The sequence below is a fragment of the Conexibacter woesei Iso977N genome (assembly GCF_000424625.1).
Taxonomy (GTDB): domain Bacteria; phylum Actinomycetota; class Thermoleophilia; order Solirubrobacterales; family Solirubrobacteraceae; genus Baekduia; species Baekduia woesei_A.
Genome location: NZ_AUKG01000006.1, coordinates 26613 through 50227 on the forward strand (window position 1 = coordinate 26613; position 23615 = coordinate 50227).

The 23615-nt window shown below is 75.0% G+C and carries 16 protein-coding genes; 5 read left to right on the forward strand and 11 right to left on the reverse strand.

Going from position 1 to position 23615, the window contains the following annotated elements:
* Positions 1 to 7: 7 nt before the first annotated feature.
* The gene (locus H030_RS0127365) at positions 8 to 3136 is read right to left on the reverse strand and encodes a hypothetical protein (RefSeq protein WP_155892317.1); all 3129 of its coding nucleotides are present in this window, start codon (positions 3134 to 3136) and stop codon (positions 8 to 10) included.
* Between the two features lie 92 nt (positions 3137 to 3228).
* Between H030_RS0127365 and H030_RS0127370 the strand changes: the two genes are divergently transcribed.
* Both H030_RS0127370 and H030_RS0127375 read left to right on the forward strand, forming a co-directional pair.
* Positions 3229 to 6108 (forward strand): helix-turn-helix transcriptional regulator, encoded by a 2880-nt coding sequence (locus H030_RS0127370; protein WP_027008473.1) that lies wholly within the window; start codon positions 3229 to 3231, stop codon positions 6106 to 6108.
* A 78-nt stretch (positions 6109 to 6186) separates the two neighbouring features.
* Positions 6187 to 7647, forward strand: coding sequence for an aldehyde dehydrogenase family protein (locus H030_RS0127375; protein WP_027008474.1), 1461 nt, complete (start codon positions 6187 to 6189; stop codon positions 7645 to 7647).
* A 25-nt stretch (positions 7648 to 7672) separates the two neighbouring features.
* Here the strand turns inward: H030_RS0127375 and H030_RS0127380 are convergent, their stop codons facing one another.
* From H030_RS0127380 to H030_RS39935, 9 genes are all read right to left on the reverse strand, one after another.
* On the reverse strand, positions 7673 to 9184 hold the full coding sequence (locus H030_RS0127380; RefSeq protein WP_027008475.1) for a WS/DGAT/MGAT family O-acyltransferase: 1512 nt from the start codon (positions 9182 to 9184) through the stop codon (positions 7673 to 7675).
* Positions 9185 to 9370: 186 nt separating this feature from the next.
* Positions 9371 to 11611, reverse strand: coding sequence for a hypothetical protein (locus H030_RS38015; protein WP_155892318.1), 2241 nt, complete (start codon positions 11609 to 11611; stop codon positions 9371 to 9373).
* Positions 11612 to 11674: 63 nt separating this feature from the next.
* Positions 11675 to 12499 carry a hypothetical protein gene (locus H030_RS0127390; protein ID WP_027008477.1) on the reverse strand — a complete coding sequence of 275 codons (825 nt, stop codon included), beginning with the start codon at positions 12497 to 12499 and terminating at the stop codon, positions 11675 to 11677.
* A gap of 10 nt (positions 12500 to 12509) precedes the next feature.
* Positions 12510 to 12746, reverse strand: coding sequence for a hypothetical protein (locus tag H030_RS0127395; protein WP_196809296.1), 237 nt, complete (start codon positions 12744 to 12746; stop codon positions 12510 to 12512).
* A gap of 68 nt (positions 12747 to 12814) precedes the next feature.
* The gene (locus H030_RS40565) at positions 12815 to 15724 is read right to left on the reverse strand and encodes a helix-turn-helix transcriptional regulator (RefSeq protein ID WP_081691228.1); all 2910 of its coding nucleotides are present in this window, start codon (positions 15722 to 15724) and stop codon (positions 12815 to 12817) included.
* 116 nt (positions 15725 to 15840) lie between these two features.
* Positions 15841 to 17946: an InlB B-repeat-containing protein gene (locus H030_RS0127405; protein WP_027008479.1), complete on the reverse strand. Its 2106-nt coding sequence runs from the start codon at positions 17944 to 17946 to the stop codon at positions 15841 to 15843.
* A gap of 6 nt (positions 17947 to 17952) precedes the next feature.
* The gene (locus H030_RS0127410) at positions 17953 to 18399 is read right to left on the reverse strand and encodes a hypothetical protein (protein ID WP_027008480.1); all 447 of its coding nucleotides are present in this window, start codon (positions 18397 to 18399) and stop codon (positions 17953 to 17955) included.
* Positions 18400 to 18600: 201 nt separating this feature from the next.
* Complete coding sequence (locus H030_RS38020) at positions 18601 to 18855, reverse strand: hypothetical protein (protein ID WP_051223844.1); 255 nt, start codon at positions 18853 to 18855, stop codon at positions 18601 to 18603.
* Positions 18856 to 19088: 233 nt separating this feature from the next.
* Positions 19089 to 20108 (reverse strand): hypothetical protein, encoded by a 1020-nt coding sequence (locus H030_RS39935; protein WP_027008481.1) that lies wholly within the window; start codon positions 20106 to 20108, stop codon positions 19089 to 19091.
* A 171-nt stretch (positions 20109 to 20279) separates the two neighbouring features.
* Between H030_RS39935 and H030_RS39940 the strand changes: the two genes are divergently transcribed.
* A complete protein-coding gene (locus tag H030_RS39940; protein ID WP_027008482.1) occupies positions 20280 to 21320 on the forward strand; it encodes a glycosyltransferase in 1041 nt (346 codons plus the stop codon).
* Positions 21317 to 21928 (forward strand): class I SAM-dependent methyltransferase, encoded by a 612-nt coding sequence (locus H030_RS0127430; RefSeq protein WP_027008483.1) that lies wholly within the window; start codon positions 21317 to 21319, stop codon positions 21926 to 21928. Before H030_RS39940 ends, H030_RS0127430 begins: the two co-directional genes overlap by 4 nt.
* Positions 21929 to 21935: 7 nt before the next feature.
* Here H030_RS0127430 and H030_RS0127435 read toward each other — a convergent pair whose 3' ends face one another.
* A complete protein-coding gene (locus H030_RS0127435; protein WP_027008484.1) occupies positions 21936 to 22136 on the reverse strand; it encodes a hypothetical protein in 201 nt (66 codons plus the stop codon).
* A gap of 75 nt (positions 22137 to 22211) precedes the next feature.
* Here H030_RS0127435 and H030_RS0127440 point away from each other — a divergent pair, with 75 nt between their 5' ends.
* Positions 22212 to 23555, forward strand: a complete 1344-nt coding sequence (locus tag H030_RS0127440) for an adenylate/guanylate cyclase domain-containing protein (RefSeq protein ID WP_027008485.1) — start codon at positions 22212 to 22214, stop codon at positions 23553 to 23555.
* Positions 23556 to 23615 lie beyond the last annotated feature (60 nt).

Genomic DNA, 23615 nt, shown 5'->3' on the forward strand with positions numbered 1-23615 from the left:
TCGATCGCTAGCGGCAGACCCTCTTCGGCAGCGTCCCCCTCGGGCCGGCCGACTTGCGGTTCTTGGCCAGCGTGATCTTGGTGTAGTCGCCGGTCTGCAGGTCGTAGCGGACGCCCGCGACCTTGAAGCGCACCGCGTCGTCCTTGGCGACGGACGGGATCCGGACCGCGCGGCACGAGGCGGCGAGGTCGAAGCCGAGCCTGCGGCCGTCGTCGAGCACGGCCGTCGCGGTGTACCTGGAGGCGCCGCGCGACTTCGGGAAGGCGACGACGACGTCCCTGCCCACGCGACGCGCGCGCAGCGCGCCGGGGCGCGACGGCCGCGTCTCGCGCGGGACGCGGAAGGACGCGACCGTCTTGCGTGCGAGCGGGAGCCCGTCGCGCGAGACCACGGCCTGGATCTGCCGGACGCCGCCCGGGCCGGCGGACGGCGTGAACGTCACCCGCGCGCACTTCAGCGTGCGACCGTCGGGCAGCGCCCTCGTGCCGCGGCAGCGCGTGCCGCGGACCGACTTGACGATCGTGCGGCCGATGCCCCTCCCGCGCTCGACGAGGCTCACCGACGCGCCGGCGGGCACCGCGTACTCCACCGCGGCCTGACGCCGGCCGCCGGCCCTGCGCGTCTGCCCGAAGAGGACCGACGGCGCCTGGTACTCCGCGCGGTCGATGCGCGTGGGCGTCGACGTGGCGCCCGGCGCGGCCGTCACCGTCCAGGTCCCGGCGGCCGGCTTGACGAGCAGCACGCTCGTCGTGCCGTCGGAGGCGTTCTCGGCCAACATGTAGTGGCCCTTCTTCTGGACGGCCTTCGCGCCGGCGGGCGACGTGATCGTCGTGCCACCCGGACCGTGCACCACGATCTTCGGCGCGCCGTGCGTGCCGTGGACGCGCAGCGTCACCGCCTTGGCTCCCGACCGGACCTGCTCCGAGAGGCTCGCGCCGCCCGCCGCCGCCCGCGCCGTGGTCGCGCTGCGCGTGGCGGCGTAGGGCGAGAGGTCGCACGAGCCGCCCAGCAGGTCGACCCTGCCGCCGTACTTGTAGCCGACGCCGGCCTGCAGGTAGATCGTCTGCCTGCGCGTGGTGAACTCGATCGAGCCGAAGCCGAACGGTCCCTCCCTGGCGTCGCTGGGCACGTCGATCGTGATCGAGCCGAGGTCGAGGCAGCCCGCGATGCCCACGTTGGAGACCAGCGCGGAGGCCCTGTCACAGCCCAGCCCGTCGATGCAGCCCTGCACCGTGCCGCTGATGGTGAAGCTCCTGTTGCGCGGCTCGATCCACCCGTTGACGTCGCCGCTGAGGCTCGCGACCTCCCCGAGGTCCAGCTCGGCGTTGACGTCGAAGCTCACGTCGCCCCACGCGTTGAAGCCGACCGACGCGTTGCCCAGCTGGGTGCCGTCGAAGGCGACGTTGCCGCCGACCTCGATCGACCACGGCGACGTGTCCGTGGCGTCGGTGTAGAGCACGTGGCCGTTGACGGCGAGCTTGCCGCCGAGCGCCGTCACGCCCACGTCGCCGCGCAGCTTGAACGGCGGCGGCGAGAGGCAGAGCCCGACCCCGACCCGGTTGAGGAAGACGCCGGGCACGATCGGCAGGGTCGTCCCGAGGCCGTCGACGATGCCGCCCAGCCTCGAGACCTCACCTCCGGCCAAGCCGCCGAAGGCCGCCAGCCTCGTGTTCGACGCGGTCGGCAGCTCGATCACGGCGCTGCCGTCGAAGCGATCGGTGGTCACGTCGGTGGCGCACTGGATGTAGGGCTGGCCGTCGATCTCCGGCGCGTCGCACGGCGCGACCGCCTGCCCGTTGGCCGGGACGTAGGAGAAGCACGCCGAGGCGACCCTGAGGCTGCCGACCCACACGTCGGTCACCGAGATCTTCAGGCCGTCGTAGTGGACGCCGTTGTCGTCGACGCTGATCGACGCCGCGCCCGACACGCCGCCGGAGAACTTCGACGGCCCCGCGGTGAACGCGGGCGGCAGCTCGACGTTCAACGCGAACACCGCGGCGTGCCTGCCGTCGCTGTCGTAGCGGAGCGTGATCGCGACCGAGCCCGCGACGCGCAGCTTGAACAGCCGGGCGAACGCCGGGACCGCGACCTCGCTGAGCGTGCCCTGGTCCCCCTGCCTGCCCGCCGGCAGCGACCAGTCGACGTTGCCCGAGAAGGGGACGAACCGGTCGAGCTGGATCGCGGCGTTGTCGGACTTGACGTGACCGCCGGGGTCGCTCGTCGTCGGGCCGGTGACGATGACCCGCTGGCCCGAGTCGGCGAAGGCGATGCCGTTGAGGTGGACCTGGTCGGTGGTCTCCCAGCGGTCCGGGTTGGACCCGGTCCTGGTGAAGCAGCCGTCGGTCTTGAACTCCGAGAGGGCGAAGTCGACCTGCTGCGTGCAGGGCGGCGCCGGCGGAGCGGGCGCCGGGGTCGGGGCGCCCGGCGCCGGCGGGGCGGGCGTCGCCGGCACTTCGACGTCGATCGTGCGCGTCGCGGATCCCGTGTGCTGCGGGTAGTTGCTGCCCTCGGCCGGGTCGTCGGAGAGCGTGACCACGATGGCGTGTGTGCCGGCCGCGAACGTCTTGGCGTAGGACCGCCTGTCGTTGCCCGCCGGGTCGGCGACACCGTCGATCGTCCAGCGGTACCCGGTGTACCTCCCGCCGAGGCCGCCCGACGGCGTGACGGAGAGGACCGTCGACTGGCCTGGGACCGCCGGGTCCGGGTTCAGGTTGATCGTGCCCCCCACGCCCGCTCCGACGGTCACCGTCGTCGAGGCGTCGGCCGGGGCGCCGCACGGGACGATGGTGCCGCCACTCTGGGTGATGAAGTTGACGCTGACCGAGACGGTGTGGTTGCCGGCCGTCGCGAAGGTCGTGGTGAACGTCGCCGTGTGGTTGTCGGGGTTCCCGGCCTGCGGGGGCTGCTGCACGCCGTCCACGGCGAAGGTGTACCTGTCCCGGGCGCAGTCCGAGGTCGTGTCGGCGGTGAAGGTGACGGGCGAGCCGGCCGCCGGGCTGGGGTCCCCGGACGTGATGGTCGCGCCGTTGACGGCCCACGCGGCGGGCGCGAGGGCGAGACCGAGGACGGCGACGATCAGGACGAGCAGCGCGGGCATGGCGCGGCGCGCCATCTTCGGATGGCAGGCGAAAGGCATAGGCGCGGCGACCCTACACTCCGCTTCCCTGGTAGCCGTGCCCAGGGTTTCGTGACTTGTCCGAATTCCACCGGGTACCGCAAGAGCTTCAGGTGACGGACATCTCCAGGACAACACGCGTCCGCGACGACGACGTCGCCGAGTGGCCGCTGCTGGAGCGCGACGCCGAGGTCGGCGCGCTGGCCGACGCGGTCGCCGCCACCCGCGACGGGCGCGGCGGCGTCGTGCTCGTTCGCGCCGCGGCGGGGCTCGGCAAGACGCGGTTGCTGGGCACGGCCGCGCAGCTCGCGCGCGCGGAGAACATGGCGGTCCTGCAGGCCGGTGGCAGCGTGCTCGAGCGCGACTTCCCGTTCGGCGTCGTGCTGCGGCTGCTCGAGCGCTGGATCCGGGAGGCGCCGGAGCAGGAGCGCGCGCGAGCGTTCGAGGGCAGCGCGGCGCTGGCCGAGCCGATGCTGCTCGGTGGCCAGGCCGTCGAGCAGGCGCTCGCCGGGGGCAGCGAGGCGTCGCTGGTGCACGCCCTGCACTGGCTCGTGGTCAACCTGAGCGGCGAGCGCCCGCTGGCCCTGATCGTCGACGACCTCCACTGGGCCGACGCCCAGTCGATCCGCTTCCTGATCCAGCTCGCCGCGCGGATCGAGGAGCTCGGGGTGCTCGTCGTCGCCGCCGTGCGGCCGCGCGAGCCCGGCGCGCAGACGGAGCTGCTCGCGCAGCTGACCGCGGGGACGAACGTCCGCCTGGTCGAGCTGCCCGCGCTCAGCGACGCCGCGAGCGCGGTGCTCGTCCGCGGCGAGGCGGCCCGCGCCGACGCGTTCGTGCAGTCGTGCTTCGAGGAGACGGGCGGGAACCCGTTCCTGCTGCGCGAGCTGCTGCGCGCCCTGGCCGCCGACGGCGTCGAGGGCAGCGCCGACGACGTGCAGCGCGTCCGGGCGATCGGCCCCGAGGCCGTCGCGCACAGCGTCGCGGCGACGCTCGCCCGGCTGGGCGCCGAGTGCGCGGCGCTGGCGACGGCGGTCGCCGTGCTCGGCGACGACGCGGACCTGCACGTGGCTGCGCTCCTCGCCGAGCTCGACGGGCCGGCCGCCTCACGGGCCGCCGCCGCGCTGCAGGACGCCGGGCTGCTCGACGACGACGCGGCGCTGCGCTTCCGCCACCCGCTGCTGCGCCGGGCCGTGTACGAGCGGCCCGCGCCCGCCGCCCGGGCGGCGCTGCACCGCACGGCGGCCCGCCTCCTGATCGATCGGGCGGCGCCGCACGACGTCGCGTCCCACCTCGTGCTCACGCACGGGGCCGGGGAGCGATGGGCGGTCGACGTCCTGCGCACCGCCGCGCGCGAGGCGTCCGCGCTGGCGGGTCACGCCGCGGCCGCGCGCCTGCTGCGCCGCGCGCTGCTCGAGCCGCCCGAGGCCGCGGACCGGCCGGCGATCCTCGCGGAGGCCGCGCTCGCCGCGGTGCAGGCCGGCGCCGAAGACGCCGACCCGGCGCTGATGGCCGCCATCGAGGCCGCGGCCGCCGGCCGCGATCGTGCGCGCCTCTGGCTCGTCCTGGCGAGGACGCGCTTCCAGCGCGGCGAGATGCGCGAGTCCGTCGAGGCGGCGGAGCACGGGCTCGCCGCCCTCGACGGCAGCGAGGCCGAGGAGTCCCTGACGCTCGAGCTCGAGGCGGCGCGGAACGCCGCGGCGCTGTGGACCCCGGCCGGCAGCGCGGCGGTCGCGGCGCGGTTCGCGGCGAGCGCCCAGGGCGATGCTCCACCACGCACCCAGGGCGAACGCGAGGTGCTCGCCTGGCTCGCCGGGCTCGAGCTGCTCCGCGGTGAGGACCGGGCGCGCACGCTGACGTTCGCGCGCCGCGCGTGGGACGACGGCGCCTACCTGCGCGAGGGCGGCGGCGACGCGGCCGCGATGGGAGCGATGACCTCGTCGCTGGTGCGGTCCGGGGCCTGGGAGGAGGCGTTCACGGTCCTCGACGCGCTCATCGACGACGCGCGCCGCCGCGCGTCGCCGTTGGCCTACGCGACGTGGCGGACCACACGCGGCACCTGCCTGCTGCACGTGGGCCGTCTCGCCGAGGCCGAAAGCGATCTCGAGGACGCGCTCGCCGCGCGGGCGCTCGGGTGGGACGCAACGGCGCCGATCGCGATCGAGTCGCTCGTCACCGTGCTCATCGAACAGGACCGGCTCGACGACGCGGACGCGACCCTCCGTACCGCCGCGACGCTGGAGCGCAAGTTCGCCACCGGGCCGATGTGGGCCTCGGTGCTCGCGGCGCGCGGCCGCCACGCGCTCGCCTCCGGCGATCCGCAGGCGGCCCGCGACCACTTCCTGGCGGCCGGCCGCTTCACGCGCGAGGTCCTGCGGACCGACAACCCCGCCGTCATCCCCTGGCGGTCGGAGGCGGCGCTGGCCGAGCGCGCGCTCGGCGCGACCGAGGCGGCGCTCGCCCTGGCCGCGGAGGAGGTCGCGGTCGCCCGCCGGTTCGGGGCGCCGCGGCCGCTGGCCGTCGCGCTCCGGGCGCAGGCCGTCATCGTCGGCGGTGCGGACGGGCTCGCGCTCGCGTCCGAGGCCGCGCAGGTGGCGCAGGACGGCGGCGCGGTCCTCGTGCACGCACGGGCGCTCGGGACGATCGGCGCCCTGCTGCGCGCGAGCCGCCGGCGCTCGGACGCGCAGGACCAGCTGCGCCGAGCGCTCGACATCGCGGCCGAACGCGGTGCCCATGCGCTGGCGCGCACGCTGCGCGAAGAGCTCGTGGCCTCCGGCGGCCGACCGCGGCGCGCACGCACGCACGGCCCCGGATCGCTCACCGCCGGCGAGCGCCGCGTGGCGCTCCTCGCGGCCGACGGCCTCACCAACCGCCAGATCGCCGACGCCCTGTTCGTCACGCCGAAGGCCATCGGCTTCCACCTCGGCAACGTCTACCGCAAGCTCGGGATCGGGGGCCGCGAGCACCTGACCGCTGCCCTCGAGCGGACGCGATAGCTCAGGCTCGCGAGCGCGGGCCGCCGAAGTGACAGCAGTGTAAGGTTGGCATCGGCCAGCGATCTTCTGGAGGAGAACATGGCGCTCACCGCTGACGGTCAGACGACCGACGACCGCGACACCGAGGCGATCCGCGGCCTGCACGAGGCCGTCGCGCGCCAGCGAGCGGCGTTCCTCGCCGACCCGTCCCCCGGGCTCGCCGAACGCCTCGAGCTCCTGCAGGCCCTCGCCGGCATGGTCGTCGCGAACCGGCTCGCGATCCAGGAGGCGATGAGCGCGGACTTCGGCGTGCACCCGACGATCGCGACCGACCTGATCGAGATCCTCGGCGTGGCCGGCCGCGCGGCCTACGCGGCCGAGCGCCTCGAGGGCTGGATGGCGGCCGAGCCCCGCGACGCCGACCCCGGCCTCTTCGGGTCGGCCCGCGCCTCCGTGCGCCCACAGCCCAAGGGCGTCGTGGGCAACATCGTCCCGTGGAACTTCCCCTATGACCTGTCGCTGGGACCGTTGGTCGAGATGCTCGCGGCCGGCAACCGCGTCGTGCTCAAGCCCTCCGAGTACACGCCCGCCTGCGCCGCGCTGCTGCGCGACATGATCCACGCGACCTTCGATCGCGACCGCGTCGACGTCGTCGTCGGCGGGCTGGAGCTCGCGCGCGCGTTCACCCAGGTGCGGTGGGACCATCTGCTCTACACCGGCAGCCCGGCCATCGGCCGCGAGATCGCCGTCGCCGCCGCGGCGCAGCTGGTGCCGGTCACGCTCGAGCTCGGCGGCAAGTGCCCGGCGATCGTGGCCCCCGACAGCGTCGACGCCGAGACCGTCAAGCAGATCCTCGGGACCAAGGCCCTCAAGAACGGCCAGATGTGCATCACGGTGGACTACTGCCTGGTGCCGCGCGACCAGCTGGAGCGCTTCGCCCAGCTGGCGCAGGAGCGCGTCGCGGAGGCCATGCCCGGCTACGGCGCATCACCGGACACGACCGGCATCATCAGCATGCGCCATCTCCGCCGGGTCGAGGCGCTCGTCGACGAGGCACGCGGGCGCGGGTGCGACGTGCGCACGCTCGGCACCGCGCCCGACAGCCCGGACCCGGCGCGCCGTCAGCTGCCGCTGACCCTCGTGCTCGACCCGCCCGACGACCTGGCGCTCATGCGCGAAGAGGTCTTCGGCCCGGTCCTCCCGATCAAGGCCTATGACAAATTCGACGACGCGATCGGCCACGTCAACGCCGGCGAGCGGCCGCTGGCGCTGTACGTCTTCACGCAGGACGAGGACATCGCCGACGACGTGCTGCGCCGCACCACCTCGGGCGGCGCGTGCGTCAACTGCGCGGCCGCCCATGGCGCGCTGGCCTCCCTGCCCTTCGGCGGGATCGGGCAGAGCGGCTCGGGCCGCCACCACGGGATCGAGGGCTTCCGCGAGTTCTCCAACCTGCGCGCGGTGTTCGTCCGGGGCCAGGACGACCTCGTCGAGGCGTTCTCCCCGCCCTACGGCCCGGCCGCCCAGGCCGTCGTCGACGCCGCGTTCGGTCCCGCCTGACGCGGCGCCGCGCCTGGCGAATCGCTCACCCTGCCGGTTCTCCCACCGATGAGGACGCTTGCTCGGCCAGGCGCGCCAGGGTGTCGATCTCGCCGAGGATCGCCTTCAGGAGGTCGTCGACGTCGGGAACGAGCTCGGGGCAGGCGACCAGGCCGAAGTCGAGCCGGTCGAGGTAGCTCTGCACGGTGATGTTGAGGCCCTGTCCCTCCATGATCACCGACACCGGGTAGTAGTGCTCCAGGCGCGCGCCGGCGGCGTAGAGCGGCCGCCGCGGACCCGGGACGTTGGAGATGACGACGTTGCCGGGCGTCAGGCGGGATCCGAGGCGCAGCCGCGCGCTGAGCCGCATCGCGCGCGCGAACACGGCGGGCGGCGGGAACTCGGCGAAGTCGGTCAGCTCCTCGGCCGGCAGCGCCTGGAACATGTCCTTGCTCGTCGCCATGGCCTCGTGCACGCGCAGGACGCGCTGGAGTGGGTCGGGCTCGTCGGTCGGGAGCCGCGTGGAGAGCATGGACACGCGGTTGGTCCAGCGGTCCGCCTCCTCCCCCGTGCGGATCGAGACCGGGACGAGGGCGACCAGCGGGTCGTCGGGCAGCGCGTCGTGGAGCTCCAGCCAGGTCCGCAGCCCGCCGGCGCAGACCGCCATGACGACGTCGTTGACCGTGGCGCCGAAGGCCGACTTGATGGCCTTGACCTGCGGCAGCGAGGCCGAGCCGATCGCCAGCTTGCGGTGCGGGGTGATCCTGTCGTTGAACGGCGTGCGCGGCGGCCGGACGCTGGGCAGGGTCGGCGGGACGTCGCGCTCCTGGCCGCGATCGCGGCCGAGGTTGAGCAGGGTCCCCAGCGGCCCGCGCAGGCTGCCGCGGACCTGGCCGGCCGCGGCCACGAGCACCGGGTTGCGCGTCGCGCGCCCCAGCTCGCGCGCCGTGCGCGCGCTGAGCAGGACCGCGCGCGCCGGCTTGCGCGGCAGCCGCAGCGTCGCGCCGACGAGCATCTCCAGGTCGGAGGGAACGCGCTCCGGACGCCACGGCCTGGACGGGGTCGGCTCCGCGGCGGCGTTCGGCGCGTCGTCGAGCATCAGCGTCAACAGCTCCACGCCCGACGCTCCGTCGACCGCCGCGTGGTGGATGATCGTCAGCACCGCGAAGCGGTCGCCGGCCAGCCCCTCGATCACGTAGGACAGCCACAGCGGCCGGCGCCGGTCCAGCGGCCGCGCCACGAGGCGGCTCACGGTGGCGGCCAGCTGGTCGTCGCTCCCGGGTGGCGGCACCGCGGTGTGGCGGACGTGGAAGTCGAGATCGAAGTTGGGGTCGTTGATCCACGAGGGATGGTCGAGCCCGAGCGGCACCTCGACGAGCCGGCGCCGCAACGGCGCCAAGCGCGGCAGCCGCTCACACAGCTGCGCGCGCCACGCCGCGTACGGCTCGTAGCCGGGCAGCTCCGGCCGGGAGAAGATCGACAGCCCGGAGACGTGCCCGTACTGCGTCGCGTTCTCGAGGTGCAGGAACGTCGCATCGAGCCCTGTGAGCTGCTTCATCGTTCGACCCCTCCTGGTGTGCGCCGCGGCCGCGACGCCTACGCATCGTCCTGCCCGCGGGGGCGCCGCTCCATCCTCGGCGGCCCGCCGTCCACCGCGCGTTTCCGGTGCGTCGCCGCGGTCAGCGCGGCGCGGCGAGGGAGGGCCGGAGGGCCGCGCCGTCCGTGGCGCGGCCCGCTCGGCGGCTCAGGCCAGGCGCAGGCGCAGCGTGGTCGCGCTGGTGCCCGCGGTGACCTTGACCGGCACGCCGTGTCCGTGGCGTGCGGCACGGGCGACGCCCGCGCGGTGCTTGCGGTCGAGCTTGACCGTCACGGTCTTCGCCTTCCCGCCCTTCAGCGAGAACGCCGTGTGCCCGACGGTCGTGCCGTGCAGCTTGATCCGCAGCGTGCCCCTGCACGCCGTGCCGTGCGACGCCGGGCAGCTGAGCCGGACCGCGACGGTCCCGCCGGCGCGCAGCACGAGCCGCTTGCTGGCGATGACCGGCCAGTGGCGATGACGCCTGGGACCGTGGCCGCCGTTGCCGCCGTTGCCCCCGCCGCCATTGCCCCCGCCGCCGGTGCCCGGCCCGGACGGGCGCGAGCCGGTCACGACGACGCGGTCGAGCCCGGTGAACGTGCCGAAGTCGCTCTGGACGACGGCGCGGTAGTGGACCGGGGTGTACTCCGGCAGCGCGATCAGGTCGGCACCGAACGCGACCGACGTGCTCGCGGCGCCCAACCGCTGGTCGGGCGTCCGGCTGCCGTACGCGGCCGTGGGGCCGTACTCGAAGTACGCCTTGACCGCGGCGCCGCCCGGGTTCACCGAGCCCTCGATGTGCGCGGAGCTGAGCGTCACGGGGCCGGCGTCACCGGTGGTGACGTCGCTGGGCTGGTAGGCGTGGGCCAGCAGCCGCTGCGGCGAGCCCTCGCTGGTGTGCAGGACGAACGGCGTGCCGATCGCCTGCGACGGGCACGCGGCACCGTCGGCGCTGAACGGGTCGGCCGTGCAGCTCGAGGAGAACGGCGGGCGGACGTCGGCGTCGGCCGGGTCCAGCGCGCCATCGACCTTGAACGTCGCGGTGCCCGCGCCCTCGAAGTGGCCCACCACCGTCTTCAGCTTGCCGCCGACGTTGCCGTGCCAGCTGATGTAGGGGGTGTTGCCCGAGAACGTGATGTCGGGCCGCGACGCGTCGACCGCGGGATTGGAGACGGGCTGCCCACCGTTGAACAGCTCGAAGTGGTTGCCGCCGACCAGGCGCGCGACGAAGATCGCGTGCGTGCCGGAGCCGGTGTCCTCGGACCAGACGATCCACGGCACCGTCGCCCCGCCGGGTGTCAGCGTGCCCGCGGCGACGCGCGGGTCCTCGGCGTCGTGGCCGGGCACGAGGTTCTGCGAGCAGGCGTCCTCGGCGGTGGTGCTCTCGGCGCACGCGCCGAAGCCGTGGGCGGCGCCGCTGGTGTCCAGGACGCCCGTCGCGCCGCGGCCGACCACCGTGTAGTGGAAGCCGCCGTCGGCGGTCGCGTCCGGGACCGCCTTGGCCGCGAAGACCTGCTCATTGGAGCGCAGCCCGAGGTGGCTCGGGCCCTGCTCGTACCAGACGACCCACGGGACCGTGTCGTTGGGGCCGGTGAACGCGAAGTCCGGCTCGATGCCGTCGCGTGTCGGGTCGACGTTGAGCGTCGGGTCGGTCGCGCCGGCCGGAGCCGCCGTGCCCTTGGTGATGCGCTTGACCCCGGTCTGCTGCCAGCAGAACTGGCTGACGCTCGTACCGCCACCCGGCGCGTTGGCCGAGCAGTCGGTCGACCTGATGCCGCGCGAGACGAAGATCTGCTGCGGCGAGGCGTCGTTGCTCGCGCCGCCGTCGCGCTCCTGCCAGGCGACCCAGGGCACCGGGTTGGCGCCGGCCACCGCCGCGCCGCCGACGACGGCCGGGTTCTCGGCGTCGCGGTCGGTGTGGATGTTCAAGGACGGGACCCTGTGGGCCGGCGCGCGGTCCTGGCCCTCGGGCACCCAGACCTTGTTGGTGGCGTCGAAGCGGCTGGCGAAGATGTTGGTCGCCGCGCCGAGCTGCGTGTTGGGCTCGTACCAGGAGACCCACGGCACGGTGCGCCCGGCACCGGCGAAGTCGATCGACGGCGCCTCGGCCTCCTGCGCGGGGTCGATGTTCAGCGACGCCGGCGAGCCCTGCGTGCGCCACTGGCCGTCCTTGAACGCGCGGACGAAGACCTGCTGCTCGCCGGGCGTCTTCTGCTCGAAGGTCGCCCACGGGACGCGGACGCCGCCGGCCACCAGCGACCCGCCGACGACGTCGGAGGCGCCGGCGTCGCGAGCGGCATCGATGCCCGCCGCCGCGTCGTCGTTGACCTGCCCGCCGGGCGGGAGGCCGTTCAGGGCCGCTGGGGCCGCGGCCGTGGCCAGGCCGAAGGACGCGATCGCGGCAGCCGTCACTACGGCACCGCGTCGCTTGATGCGCGCGCGCATGGGTGATGCTCCTTGGTGAGGGGGGAGGAACTAGATGGCGGTGCGCCCGCCGCGCGTCACGCCGAGGCCCGCGAGGGCCAGGAGGGCGAGCAGCACGGCGAGGTACGTCAGCAGCGGCGCGCCGGTGCGCGTGAGGTCACCGGCGTGCAGCGCGGGGAGCGCCAGCAGCGCGAGGCACCAGGCCCCGAGCGTGGCGTATGGGATCAAGGCTTCGCCGCCGCGGCGCAGGTCGTAGGCGCACCACAGCAGCGCGGCGGCGATCATCGCGATCCACGCCGCGACGGCCTGGGCCAGCAGCGGCGTCAGCGGCCACGGCCAGTCGCGGCCGAGCTCGGTCGGGAGCGCGAAGAGCGCGATCGCACCGAGCGCCAGCACGGCGCCGGCGATCCCCGACAGGACGCGCAGGAGCGCCAGCCGCGGGTCGCGGAGCATCGGCCGGATCGTCTGCGCCCGCTGGCGCAGCGCCAGGAACGCGACGCCGAACGGGGCCAGCGCGTAGACCGCGGTCCACGCCCACGTGGGCGGATAGCCCCAGCGGAAGCGGTCGCTGTGCAGCAGCGTCGCGGCCAGCAGGCCGACTGACAGCGTCATCAGCGCGACGGCCAGCGGCTGGGCCGAGCGCCAGCGTGCGGCCCCGAAGACGACGAGCGCGGTGGCGACGATCCCGGCGAGGTAGCCCGCGCCGAGGAACGCGGCGGCGGCCGGCGGCCGGATCGGCCACGCGTAGCCGGTGGCGGCCTGCGCCGGGAAGACGTACAGGAACCCGGCGTTGAGGATCGCCAGGACGAGCAGCGCGCCGACCGCCACGCGCGTCGAGCGCTGCAGGCGGCCGCTGAGGGCGGGCGCGGTCGTCACGAGGGGGGCCTCAAGGGATGGGAACGTGAGAGACAAGGATCACCTCCGTCTGGCGGCCGACGCACTCGGGCAGTTGCTCGAGCGCGGCGGATCGGTCGGCGGCTTCGACGAACCACCAGAGGCCGTGGCCGCCCTGCGGGCAGGTGCAGAGCGCGTCGCGATGGCGCAGCGGGCTGGAGAAGCCACGCCACGCCGCGAAGGTGCGCCCGCACTCGGCGGGGCTGTGGTGGTGGGTGAGGAGGTACATCGGCACGCACGGAAGGCTGACGCCCCCGGCCGGCCCCGAACATCAGGGAACCCCCTGCTTCGCACCCCTCAACCGGCGGGGTCGCGCGCACGTCCGACCGCCCCGGCGACCGCCACGCGCCCGGACACGCCGAGCTTGGCGAACACCTTGGTCAGGTGGCTCTCGATCGTCTTCTCCGACAGGAACAGCTCTCCGGCGATCTCGCGGTTGGTCCGCCCGTCGGCCACCAGCTCGGCGATCTCGCGCTCGCGGCCGCTGAGGCTCGCGAGCCCCTGCGCCCCGGCGACGGCACGACGCCTGCGCGCGCCGACGTGGCGCCCGAGGCGCCGCAGCTCGCGCGCGGCCTCGTCGCGGAAGCGCACGGCGCCGATCGCCGCCAGCTCGGCCTCGGCGCGCTCGAGCCACGCGCCCGCGGCCTCGCGGTCGCCGGCGGCCGCCGCGGCGCGGCCCGCGACCGTCCGGGCGCGCGCGGCCTGGACCGCGGCGCCGGCCTGCGCCGCGCGCCGCTCGGCCCGCTGCGCGTGGGCCAGCGCGGCCGGCGCGTCGCCGCGCTCGAGCTCCAGTAGCGCGCGGGCGTAGGCGACGGCACCCTCGACGTGACCGAGACCCAGCTGCGCCTGCAGCGCCTCGCCGCGCTCCAGCCAGCCCTCGGCGACGACCGCGTGGCCAAGGTCGAGCTCGGCGCGCGCCAGGATCGCGTAGAGCCACGCCCGGCGACCCGGCTCGACGTGGTCGAACTCCGGGCCGCCCGCGTCGGCCATCGCCTCCAGGCAGCGCTCGGGCTCCCCCGCTTCCAGCTGCGCGGCGGCGACGTGGACGCGTGTGCCACGTGAGAGCACGCTGTCGTCGAGGTCGCCGAGCAGCTCCATGGCCTCGGCGCCGGCGGTCTTCGCACGCGGCAGCTCGCCGGCGATCGCGGCGATCCAGGCCTCGGCGGTCAACGCCCAGCAGAGCACCTGGCGGTTGCCCGACAGCCGCGCGGCCTCGACCGCGCCCTCGCTCTGCTCCAACCCTGCGCGCAGCCGGCCGGTCACCTCGTAGGCGTGGGCCAGGCCGATCGCCATCGGCGTCGCGAACTGCCCCTGGCCGATCGCGCGCGAGACGGCGATCCCGCGCCGGAAGTGGCCGATCGCCGCGTCGTAGCGCTCGGCGAAGTACTCCGCGAAGCCGAGGTAGTACGGGCCGTCGAGGCGCAGCGCGAGCGCGTCGTCGCCGAGCGCGTCGAGGCGCTCCGCTGCGCGCTGGGCCGCGTCCTGCGCCGCGGCGACCCGGCCGAGGCCCAGCTCGGCGAAGCAGACGAGGCTCTCGGCGACGACCGGGAGCGCCGGCTCGCCGCGGGCGACCGCGGTCTCCAGCCCGCGCCGCGCCCAGGTGCGCATCGCGGCGAAGTCGCCGTCGTAGAGCGCGTCGGCGGCCAGCTCCACCTGGAGGTCGGCGGCGACCGCCGAGTCGCGATCGGCGACGTGGTCCAGCGCGGCGACCAGCCGGCCGTGCGCGGCCTCGTGGCGGCCGAGCAGGTTCTCGCACATCGCGCAGCCGGCGACCAGCCGCGCCCGCAGCGGCGCGAGCGCCTCGTCGGCGGCAGCCAGCTCCAGCGCACCGGTCAGCGACGCGAGCGCGTCGGCGAGCAGGCCGGTCGCCGCCTGGCACTGGGCCAGCGCGACGAGCAGGCCGAGCCGCTGGCCCGCGCTCCCGGCGTCCTCGGGCAGCAGCCGCAGCGCGGCGGCGTACCAGCCGGCCGCCGCCGCTGGCGCGCGCGGGGCCACGGCCGCGCCCGCGCCGAGCAGCACGCCGATCGCCTCGGCGTCGCCCGGCTGCGCGCAGCGCTCCAGGTGGTGAGCCCGAGCACTCAGCGATCCTCCCTGCTGCTCCAGTGCCTGCGCCGCGCGGGCGTGGGCGCCCAGGCGCCAGCCCTCGGCGGTCGTGTCGTAGACGGCGCGCCGCACGAGCGGATGGCGGAAGCGGTAGCGGCGCGGGACGTCGGTCGGCGCCAGCAGCGCGGCACCGAGCAGGACGTCGAGGGCCGCGAGCGCGGGCGCCTCCTGCAGGCCGGCGGCGGCGATCGCCACGTCGAGGCCCACCGGATCGCCGACGACGGCACCCGCGCGCACGAGCCGCTGGGCGTCCTCGGGCAGGCCGCGCACCTCCTGGTCGAGCGCGAGCGCGACGCTGCGCGGCACGTCGCCGGCCGCGACCGTCACGGGCGTCGCCGCGCGCGCCAGCTCCTGGAGGTAGAACGGGTTGCCGCCGGACTGCTCGACGAGCACGTCGCCGACGGCGGCCGGGACGTCGCCCGCGAGCAGCGCGTCGGCCTCGGGGCGCGTGAGGCCGACGAGCGGCAGCTCGACCACGGCGCCCTCGCGCGCCGCGGCGGCCAGCGCGTCGAGCAGGACCGCTCGCGGCGGCGCCGGGCGGAAGGCGAGCACGATCAGGACGCCGCGGCGCGGCGGGCGGCGCAGCAGGTGGGCGACGAGCTCCAGCGACGCGTCGTCGGCCCAGTGCAGGTCGTCGAGCGCGAGCACGACGCGAGTGTTGGCGCTCAGCGCCTCCAGCAGCGCGCGGACCGCGCGGTGGGTCTGGAAGCGCTCGTCCTGGAGGCGGCCGGTGGCGGCGCCCGCCAGCCCGTCGAGCCCGGGCACGATCGGTGCCAGCTCGGCCGCCTGTCCGCCGACGAGGCGCGCGAGGCGGTCGGCGCCCAGCGACGCGGCGTAGTCGCCGAGCGCGTCGACCGCGACCCCGAACGGCAGGTCCTGCTCCCACTCGGCGGCGCGGCCGCCGAGCACGAGGTCGCCGCGTGCGTCGGCCCGCGCGCAGAGCTCGTCGACGAGCCGCGTCTTGCCGATCCCGGGCTCACCGCTGATCGCCAGGATCGCCGAGCGGCCGGCCTCCAGGCCGGCGAGCGCGTCGGCGACAGTCGCCAGCTGCGCGCGGCGACCGACGAGCGGCGGCAGACCATTCACCCTTTCGACGGTGTTCACCTTGGGTGACGCTAACGGCCGGCCGGCGCCCAGTCGCTACGGCAGGCCTCACCCGGATTTCGGTGCGGTCCGCTCAGCTGGACGGAGCACTTCCTGTCTCGCGGTCGCCGGAGCGCTCACGGCACGGTCGAGCTGGCGTCGGACGGCGCGGTGGTGCTGGACCCGAACGTGGTGGGACCGGTCGTCCCCGGGGTGGAGTTCGTGGACTTCGGGTCGATAGCGACGAAGCGCGCCAGGACCGTGTGGTCCTGATCCATCGTCAGGGTGCAGGTCGGGAAGCTGCGCCGGCAGTCGCCGCCCCAGCCAAGGAACCGCGCGAGCTCGCTGTCCTGCGCGCGGAGCGTCACGGTCGTGCCCTCGTCGTAGTGCCCATCCTCGTCCTCCGGGTCCTTCGTCACGGGGCCGCGGGGACCGCTGAAGTTGATCGTCAGCGTGAACTGCTTGGTCTGGGTCCTGGTCGTGGTCGTCCCGCCGCCCGGCGTGCCACCGCCACCGCCTGCCGCGCCCGCCCCGGGCGTCGACGCGGTCCCGGTCGGCGTGACCCCCGTGGAAGTCGGCGTGACCCCTGTCGAAGTCGACGGAGTCACCGTCGTGATCTCCGGGGACGCGGGCGTCGTGCTCGCGCTCTCGCCCGCCTCCCCGCCCCTGCTCACGGCGATCGCCGCCCCGACCCCGGCCAGCGCCAGCACCGCCGCGATGCTCAGCCACGGCCGGCTGGGCCTCGGCGGCGATCCGTCCGGCTTCTCGTCCGGGGCGCCACCCGGTGGGCGGAGGATGAAGTCGAGGTTGTGGCGCGTCGCGGCGGCACCCTCGCGGTCCCCGATCCGCTCGCGCAGGGCGAGCGCGGCCTCCAGCTGCGTGACGGCCGTCTGCGGATCGCCGAGGCAGTACGCGCGCGTGCCGAGCTGGTGCAGCGCCCAGGCCTCGCCGTGCGGATCGGCGCCCGCGACGGCGGCATCGTGCGCACCCTCGAGCACCTCGCCCCAGCTGCCCCAGCGCCGGCCCCACGCCAGCGCGCCGTCGATCGCCCGCGCCAGCGCGACGGTCTCGGCCGCCGGGGCGCGCGCCACCGCGCGGGCGAAGGCGTCCAGCAGCAGCGGCGCCTCGTCCAGGACCGCGGCGGGCTTCCGATCCGGGTCCGCCGCCCACCCGGTCAGCGCCTTGCGCCAGCGCGGCTCCGCGTCCAGGACCGCAGACGGCGGCGCGCCGGCCGTCGCGCCCGCCACGCGGTACCGCGGGCTGCCGGTCGCGAGCACGCGGCGGCGGGCCAGCTCGGCGGCCACGTCGGCGGCCCGCAGGCCCGCGCACTCGGTCAGGGGGCCGACGCCGGCGGTCTCTCCCTGCAGCGCGGCCAGCAACGCGACGACGTCGCGGCCACCGGCGGGCAACGACCGCATCAACATCTCGGCCAGCGCCGGGTCGCCGCCGGCCGCCTCCGCGAACGTCCCGCTCCCGTCGCGCACGGCCCCGGCCGCCTGGAGCAGGCGGAACGGGTGGCCGTCGACGCTCTGCCACAACGCGCGGACCTCCGCCCGCTCGGCCACGGTCAGCGCGCGGCCGAGCTCCTGCTCGACGAGCTCGACCGCCGCCGTCTCGTCCAGCCCCGCGACGCGGATCGCCGGGCCGGTCCCGAGCGTGCGGCCGCGCGCGGCCAGGACCAGCGCGCAGCCCGGCAGCGCCAGCGACAGCTGGCCGGCGTCCTGGCGGTCGAGGTCGATCGCGTCGAAGACGACCAGCGCCCGCCGCTCGGCGAGCGTGCGCCGCAGCTCCTGGTCGGGCTGGAGCACCGGCGGATCGTGCTCGAAGAACCCGTCGTAGACCTCCTGCAGCAGATCGCTGAGCGGCTTGCGCCGGGCATAGACGTACACGATGCCGTCCGGCCACCGCGGGTCGGCGGCGACCAGCGCGCCGAGCAGGACCACGGTCTTGCCGATGTCCGCCACGCCATGGACCTCCACGGCCGTCCCCGGAACCAACGACCTCAACAACGCGGCGCGTTCGTCCGCGCGGTCGACCGCGCCGGACGGCGTCGCCGGGACCGCGTGGCGCGGCAGCGGCAGCGCGATCCGGCGGGGTGCCAGCACCGCCTCGGCCAACAGCGCGTTCGGCCCGTCGACGCGCGCCTGGATGATCGGGCTGCCGTTGATGATGACGCTGTTGGTGGCGTCGCCCGCGACGACGAGCGCGCCCGGCCCGGCCTCGATGTGGCGCCACTCGGACACGGCCGCTCACCCGCCGGTGACCGTGCCGTCGCCGGTGATGATCGTCGAGTTGGTGACCGACTTGCCGACGGCGACCGAGCGGTCGCCCTGCGCGATCACGGTCGTCCCGGCCGCCGCGACGGCGTCGGCGAACAGCGCGGCGACCTCGGCCTTCAGCGCCGGGTCGGCGTCCAGCAGCTCCTCCAGGTGGAGGGCGAGCGTCCCGGTCCAGCGCTCCTCGCCCGCCGCGACCTTGACCGCCGCCTCCTCCGCGCCTGGGCGCTCGGCCACCTTCGGCCCGAGCCGCGCCCACAGCGCCCGGACCTTCTCGGCCGCAGCGGCGCCGATCTGCCCGGAGAGCGTCTCGAGCGCCTGCTGCCCGGGACGTAGGAGCGCCGGCAGCAGCGGCGCCAGGAAGCTCGTCAGCACGGCGATGTCCATCTCGACCGACCTCCGGTGTGCCTCGGTGATCACTCCACGAACGTCAAACGACGCTCTCAGGCGCGTGGACGCCCCGTGCCGGACGGGATGTTGTGTGGCGCTTGCGTGGCCGAACCCGTGCAGTTCCACAGCGCCGTGCCCAGGCACGGCAGGAATCCCGCGCGCCTACGCCAGCAGGGCGGCGAAGAGCTCGCGGTCCAGGCAGCGCAGGTCGTTCGTGTCGAAGAACTTGTGCTACCACCCGTCGGTCGTCGACAGGTACCAGTGGACCCGCCTGGCCGCCGCCCTCCTGTCGGCGCGCGCCGGCGTGGCCGCCTCGCCCCTGGCCCTCGCCTTCTGGCGGTAGCGGTCGAGGAAGCCGAAGTGATCGATGAGCGTCATCGCTTCGATCGCGAACGCGGTCGCGACGTCGCCGTCGTGGATCGCGATCAGGTTGTCGTCGTTCTCCTCCTCGCCGCCCAGCGCGAGATTCGAGGACCCGCAGAACACCGTCGGGTCGTCGCCGTTGAATCCACAGACGACGAACTTGTGGTGGATCTACGACCGTTGTCGACCTGACCGGCTCGCAGATCGCCGACAAGGCCAAGGTCAAGTCCCCGGTCTGCTGGGCAACCAGGGCGGCCTCATCACGCCCTTCGGCGACCACGGCACCGAGATCTCCGGCGTGTCCTACACGAAGGCCCAAGCGCAGGAGGAGGGCTGGACGATCACCTTCTGACCAGTCATCGCGTGACGTGCTGCGCGCCCATGCGGAACGCCGCCCAGGCGGGCTTCGGGCGACCGGCGCGGTCGTGGAGGCCGAGCGAGCACAGGAAGGCGGCTTGGTCGTTGTCGCTCCGGTGTGCGCAGGCGCCGGTGGGCAGGTCGAAGAGCGAGTAGAAGCTCAGGAACGGGATCGCGGCGGGGTCGCGGTCCCATGCGGCGAAGACGTCGCGGACGAACGTCGCCTGGGCGGTCGGCGTGCTTCCCAGGTGCGGGGAGCTCGGGTAGCCGGCCTCCTGGATGACGAGCGGCCGGCCGTGTGCGAGGTCGATCAAGTGCGGTATGTCGGTGAGCGGCGCGCTTGCAGGACGCGGTCGGTAGCCGTCGCCGAGCGGGTAGTAGGTGACGATCGTCGCGGTGCCGAGGCGCGCGAGGGCGCGCGCGATGCGCGGGTGGGCGCCGGCGAGACCCGCGGAGGTGACCGTGACGCCGGCGTGCACCCACGGCGCGCGGCGGCGCAGCTCGGCCAGCTCGGCGCGGGCGAAGCGCAGGAACGCCGGCAGCTCGCGTGGATGAGCGCCGAAGTAGACGTCGGCCTCGTTGGCGATCGACAACGTCGTCACCTGACGGGTCGACGCTCGGGCGATCCGATCGATCAGCATGCGATAGCGCTCGACCATGCGTGGGTCGTCCCATCGCACGCGGCGCAGGTCCGGCGGCGTCGACCGCGCGCCGGTCTCGATGACCGCCGGGATCAGCATGGCCTGCGTGGACGGCGTCGGCGCGATGCCCTCCACGATGCTCTCGATGTCCGCCAAGCGGAAGCGACCGCGTGCCGGCTCGAGCTCGGCCCACGACTGCGGCGCCTCGATCGCATCAGCGCCGGCCTGCTCGAACAAGGCGTAGGACTCGTCCGGGCCGCGCGGGCCGTCGTCCAAGGTCACGCCCACCACCCGAGCCTGTGCTCCGACACCGCCGGCAAGGCTCAGCAGCAGCACGACGATCAGCAGCAGGACGCTCTTCGATCGATGCTCGAACATGCGCCCAGCACACCACCGCGCGACGCCGCCGACCACCTCCGAAGGTCGATGCCGCCACCGACTTCGGTCACCGCCGGGCGCGCCGAGGCGTTCTCCCGCCCGTTCACCTGCCGTTCACTCGATGGTGACGCCGGCCCGGTAGGTTGGGAGCACGTGTTGATAACCCGGGTCTTGGCCAAGCTTGAACCCGGAGGCGCGCAGCTGTCGCTGTTGCGGATCAGCCGGGCGCTGCATGAGCGTGGGCATAGGACGCGGCTGCTGGTCGGGTTCGCGTCGCGGGCCGGTGTGGATCTCGCGCGCGCCCATGGCGTCGAGCCCGAGGTGATGGAGGGGACGACCGACCTCCAATGGCGCGCCGACCCGGCGTTCGCCGCGTGGCTGGCCCCGCGACTCGAAGGCGCCGACGTCGTCCACGCGCACATGTTCGGCGGCTGGTGGGCCGCGGCCCGCGCGGTGCCGGGCGGCGTGCCGCTGTTCGCCAGCGAGCACAACGACTACCGCTGGCCGGCGCTGCCGCAGTGGCGCGCGATGGGCGAGGCGGTCGGCCGGATCGATCGCTTCTACGCCCACAGCCCGGGCGCCCGGGCCGGGGTCCTGCGCGCCGGGATGCGCGAGGAGCGCATCGCGCGGGGGATCTCACCGGTCGACGGACTCGACGCGATCGAGCGCCGCGGCCTCCCCCACGAGCGGATCGTCTACACCGGGCGCCTCAGCGCCGACAAGGGCCCCGACGTGCTGGTCGAGGCGATCGGGCTGATGGACGCCTCGCCCCCGGTCTTCCTGCTCGGCGCGGGCGTCCTGGAACCCGCGCTGCGCGCCCGGATCGCCGAGCTGGGCCTCGGCGGCGTCATCACGCTGCCGGGCTGGCGCGACGACCCGGCGACGTGGGTCGCGGGCTCCACCGTCCAGGCGTGCCCGTCGCGCGACGAGGCGTTCTCGCAGGCCGCGGTGCTCGCGATGGGCCTGGGCGTCCCGGTCGTCGGCACGCGGGTCGACGGCTTCCCCGAGACGCTGGCCGACGGCCGCGGGCTGCTCGTCGAACCGGACGACCCGGCCGCGCTCGCCGAGGCGCTGCAGGCCGTCATCGACGGCGCGCGCGGGACCGACCTGCCCGGGGCGCGGGCCTGGGCGCAGCAGTTCGAGGTCACGCGCGTCGCCGCGCGCTACGAGGCCGACTACGCCGAGCGCGCCTTCCCGCTGGTGGCCGCGTGAGCGCCGCGGCCGACCTCGGCGCCTGGCACGTCCTGCGCCCGCTGCTCGACGCCGGCGGCTACCTGCCGTGGAACACCGGTGCGATGCGCCCGGCCGGGCTCGTCCTGGTCTGCAACGACATCATGTACGGCGACCGCACGAGCGTCGTGGAGTGCGGCAGCGGCGCGAGCACCGTCGTCCTGGCCCGGCTGCTGCGCCAGCGCGGCGCGGGCACGCTGACCGCCGTCGAGCACGACGAGCGCTGGGCCGCGCGCGTGCGCGACCTGCTCGACCGCGAGGGACTCGGCGACCTCGCCACCGTGATCCACGCACCGCTCACCGGTGAGCCGCCGTGGTACGACGCGGCCGCCCTGGAGCGGGAGCTGCCGCCCACCGTCGACCTCCTCGTCGTCGACGGGCCGCCGGCCTACGAGCCGGGCGACGAGCACCGCCGCCTCCCGGCGCTGGCGTTCTTCGAGCCCCGCCTCGCCACCGGCGCCACGGTCGTCCTCGACGACGTCGACCGCCCCGGCGAACGTCACGTCCTGGCCGAGTGGGAGCGGACGACCGCCTGGCGCTTCCGGGTCGAGCCGGACACCGGCGTCGCGCTCGGCGCCCGCCGGGCCTAGCCGCCGGTCAGTCCGCCAGCTCGGCGCGCAGCAGCCAGAGCTGCGCTTCGAGCCGGCCGACGACGGCGAGCAGCACGGCCTGGGAGACCGGGTCGAGCGTGGCGAGGGCCGCGACGCGTTCCCGGACGCGGACGGCCACGTCCCACAGGGTCGCGACCTCGGCGACGAGGTCCAGCGACGCAGCCGCTTGACGCATGGTGCCGGACATCGCCGGCCATCCTCTCACGCCCCTGCCCACGTGGCCTGGAGCGGAGTGCCGCTCTGTGGTACTGATGACTCAGGTTTGCAGGAGATCTCGACGCAATACGCCCGCAGCGGCGATCTCCAGATCGCCTACCAGGTCTCGGGCGACGGCCCGCTCGACCTCGTCCTGGTCCCGGCGTTCCTGTCCAACATCGAGCTCGCCTGGGACGTCCCGGACCTCGCGCGGTTCCTGCACCGGCTCGGGACGTTCGCGCGGCTGATCCGCTTCGACCGGCGCGGCAGCGGCATGTCGGACCGCCCGCCGGGCGCCGCGCCGTTGGAGGACCACCTGGACGACGTCCTCGCCGTCCTCGACGCGGTCGGCAGCGAGCGCGCCGCTTTGATCGGCCACAGCGAGGGGTGCGCGCTGGCGACCCTGTTCGCCGCGACCGTCCCGTCACGGGTCCGTGCGATGGCGCTGATGAGCCCGATCCCACGCGCCGTCCGCGGACCTGGCTACGAGTGGGCCGAGACCGCCGCCGAGCAGGAGCCCCGCATCCGGGCGCTGCTCGCCAACTGGGGACGCGAGGCGGACGGCAGCCACCCGTGGGGCCGGTTCGACGACGCCGACGGCGAGACGCGCCGCGCGCTCGCGCGGCTCCAGCGCCAGTCGATGAGCCCGTCCGCCGCCGCCGAGGTCCTGCGCATGCTCGTGCGTGTGGACGTGCGGGACGTCCTGCCCACCGTGCGCTGCCCGACGCTCGTCATCCGGCGCACCGACGACACCTTCCTGGACCCGCGCCACTCGCGCTACGCCGCCGACCACATCCCGGGCGCCCGCTATGTCGAGATCCCGGGATCCGGCATGGTCTGGCAGGGCGACCTCGTCGGCGCCGACGAGATCCAGCGCTTCCTCACGGGGGCCGCGCCGGCGACGATCAGCGACCGCGTCCTGGCCACGGTCCTGTTCACCGACATCGTGGGCTCGACCGAGCACGCGGCCGCGCTGGGCGACGGACCGTGGCGCACGCTGCTGGAGCGCCACGACGCCATCGTCCGCCAGGAGGTCGAGCGCCACCGCGGCCGCGTCGTCAAGTCCCTCGGCGACGGCGCGCTGGCGATCTTCGACGGTCCCAGCCGCGCGATCGGAAGCGCGCTGGCGATCCGTGACGCCGTCGGCGCGCTCGGCCTCGAGGTCCGCGCCGGATTGCACACCGGGGAGTGCGAGCTGCTGCCCGACGGCGACATCAGCGGGCTCGCCGTGCACGTCGGCACACGCGTCAGCGCCCACGCGGCAGCCGGCGAGATCCTCGTCAGCGCGACCGTCCGCGACCTGATCGCGGGCTCCGGACGTGTCCTCGCCGACCGCGGCGAGCACGCGCTCAAGGGCGTTCCCGGCCGATGGAAGCTCTACGCCGCCGAGAGCATGAGCCAACGACCCTGACTTATGTGTGACGCTGATCGGCTGCCGCTCGATCCGGTTTGCTGAGCGTCGTAGCTTCGT